This is a genomic window from Verrucomicrobiota bacterium, from assembly GCA_016871535.1.
GTDB lineage: Bacteria > Verrucomicrobiota > Verrucomicrobiia > Limisphaerales > SIBE01 > VHCZ01.
Genome location: VHCZ01000422.1, coordinates 1 through 2836, shown reverse-complemented (window position 1 = coordinate 2836; position 2836 = coordinate 1). Strand labels below are relative to the sequence as shown.

Sequence of the window (2836 nt, the reverse complement as noted above, 5' to 3'; positions counted from 1 at the left end):
TCGGTCCCAGCAAAGGCGCCGAGCCGCGCGACATCCTCATCGACCTCGACGGCACGGGCGCGGACGGGCAGGGGCAGTGATCGAGTCAGGGAGTGCTGGAGTGCCGGAGTGTCGGGGTATCGGAGTAGTGGGGCGTCTAAGCCGGAACGATTCAGATCGGATGGGGAGCGCACGCGCCCCCGCGTGCTGGAGTCGGCGCCCTCGCCGACTCTATTCAATCATCGCATCCCCCTTTGGATTGACCAGTGTGGACAGGTGGGGATGGACATGAGCTATGGCTAATGGAAAGTTCCCTTGGTCCCGGGACCATGCTCGCCGCCCATGAACCCGAGACCGTGCGGACCGCAGCCTTCAGGTTGCTTCCGCGCACTCTCCGGAGTCGGGCGTTGAAGCGGCCTAAAGGCCACGGTCCGAAGAGACGGTTCTCCCTCCACGAACCAGTCCCTGCGCCATAATCGAATCCCGGTTCTTCGCCGCGCTGCCGTGGAATAACTCCTCTGGAGGCACAGTGGGCGCCAGTTCCAGATCGACGTCGAGCGAATGGCCCTGGTTCGCGCGAATTCGTTTCCGCCAAACGTCCAGATCGAAACGCTTCTTCTCATTGGTCTCCACGATCTCGGCCAGCTCCGCCGGAGTAATCGGCGTGCCGTGAGCCGATGCCCTGGACAGCAGTTCATCGACGTCCGCCCATCCATTCCCATCGAGGGCGAGTCCGGTCACCCCGGGATCGTGCCGCAGCACCAGGCTCAAGAACTTGCTTTTTGAAACGAGCGATTTTCGCATGAATCTGCTGAACGCCAGAACCGAGCGATCCTGAAGATTCTCCCTCCCGCGTTGTCTGCCTCTATTGTTCGGCCTCGTAGTCTTCTACCCGTCAATCTCACGGATCAGATTGCGTCTTCATCCGGGAAATCCGCGAAATCCGTGGTCAAAAATTGGTTCAATGTTCAGGGAAGAAATCTTTTGACAGCGCTTTTCATTTCGACGTGCGAGGCGGTTTTCGTTAGGTTTCATCACTGAAAAATCATCCATCGCATATGAACACGAATCCGGCTGTTCAAACACGAACTCGTTACAATGTTAAAGAGGTTGAATCGTTAAATCGGTTAAATGGGGCGAAGCGTTTCAAAACTCAAAGTTGGCCTGGAGGCGTGTTGGCCGCCGTTCTCGTCGTGGGCGCGTGTTTCGTGGCCGCGCCTCCCACCCTGGCGCAGGAAGCGGCCGCGCTTCCCAAAGCGTTCCTCGACGGCGCCGGGCCGGGTTGGTACGCGCTGACTCAGGAACATTTCGTCAACGTCAATTGCGACCCGGACACGTGGACGTGGACGAACGGACTCATCCGTTGCACGGGCAAACCGGTCGGGGTCATCCGCACCAAGAAACTCCACACCAACTTCGAGTTGGTCGCCCAGTGGCGACATCTGCGATCCGGCGGCAACTCCGGGATTTTTGTCTGGGCCACGCCGGAATCGATCCAGACGCTCGCGGAGGGCAAAGGCAAAGGCAGGCTGCCCACCGGCGTCGAAGTGCAGGTCCTTGATCATGGCTACAAGGAGCAATACGAGAAAACCGGAAACCGGAAGGCGGACTGGTTCACGACCAACGGCGATGTGTTCCCGACGGGGTCCACAAAAATGGAGCCGTTCCCGCCGGTGTCGCCGAACGGCCAGCGGAGTTTTCCGCGAAAGAACCTCAGCAAGGGCGTGGGCGAGTGGAACCATTACTACGTGCGCGCGGTCAACGGCGAAGTCCGATTGTGGGTCAATGGCGAGGAAGTCTCCGGCGGCACGAACATCAAACCGGCGACTGGTTATCTTTGCCTGGAATCCGAAGGCGCGCCGATCGAGTTCAAAGAGATTCACATCCGCGAATTGCCGTAGCCGTATTTATTCTAAAAAACCGCAGATGAACCCAACGGGACCAAAGCCGGCAAAGCCGCAACCAAAGTCGTTACAACGTTAAATCGTTAAATGAGCTAAAGCGGTTAAATGGTGAGCGCGCAGTTCTCGGTTCGTGGGCGGTGGGCATGGTTCTGAGGCCAAGGAAGCTCTCCATGAATCGGTGAATCGACGTTGGTTTGTAGTTCCGCCTTCAGGCGGCTCCGACGCTCCCGACCGGCTAAAGCCGGGACTACATACGCCAGCAGGGAGGGAGTGGAATCCGTCCCTACCAGGTATACCAGGTTCGTGGTGGACGAATTGTGGTTCACAGCCGGGGCAGATCGACTATCTTCCTCACTCAGCGCCGCTATGCACTTGAGTTACATCCAGGGCGTGTCCACCACGCCGCTGATCGGGAAAACCATCGGCGATGGCCTGGATGAAATTGCCGCCGAATTTGGCGGGAACGAAGCGCTGGTCTCGACTTTCGAAAACCGCCGCCTGACTTACGCGGCTTTGCGCGAAGAGTCGGACCGCTGCGCGCGGGCTTTGATGGCGCTCGGCGTCGAGAAGGGAGACCGCGTCGGCATGTGGTCCACAAACTGCCTCGCGTGGGTGGTGGTCCAGTTCGCGACCGCCAAGATCGGCGCGGTGCTGGTGAACATCAACCCGGCGTATCGCGTGCAGGAACTGGAATACGCGCTCCGCCAGTCTGAGTGCAATTACCTGATCAGCGGCGAACGGTTCAAGGACGCCGACTACACTCAGAGCGTGTCCGAAAATTCCGCGGGGTCCTGTTTTCGCGCCAAAGGCCGGATGGCGAGGCGCGACGAAGGAGAATATCCTCCCTGGATCTTCGACTGAGGAGCAACGAAGCCAGGCGGCCTTTGGCGCGAAAACCCTCCGGGCGGCGGGTCTTTTGTCCGTGGCCTGCGTTGGCTCGGTCCTTACAGCCC

At 59.3% G+C, this 2836-nt stretch carries 3 protein-coding genes; 2 read left to right on the top strand and 1 reads right to left on the bottom strand.

All coding sequences use genetic code 11. The features are described 5' to 3' along the window. Positions 1 to 396 precede the first annotated feature (396 nt). Positions 397 to 783, bottom strand: coding sequence for a hypothetical protein (locus tag FJ398_27070; protein ID MBM3841539.1), 387 nt, complete (start codon positions 781 to 783; stop codon positions 397 to 399). Positions 784 to 1037: 254 nt separating this feature from the next. Between FJ398_27070 and FJ398_27065 the strand changes: the two genes are divergently transcribed. Together FJ398_27065 and FJ398_27060 are read left to right on the top strand one after the other, a co-directional pair. After that, entirely contained in the window at positions 1038 to 1880 is an 843-nt protein-coding gene (locus tag FJ398_27065; GenBank protein ID MBM3841538.1) for a DUF1080 domain-containing protein, read from the top strand. A gap of 369 nt (positions 1881 to 2249) precedes the next feature. Beyond that, positions 2250 to 2744, top strand: coding sequence for an AMP-binding protein (locus tag FJ398_27060; protein ID MBM3841537.1), 495 nt, complete (start codon positions 2250 to 2252; stop codon positions 2742 to 2744). The last annotated feature ends 92 nt before the right edge of the window (positions 2745 to 2836 follow it).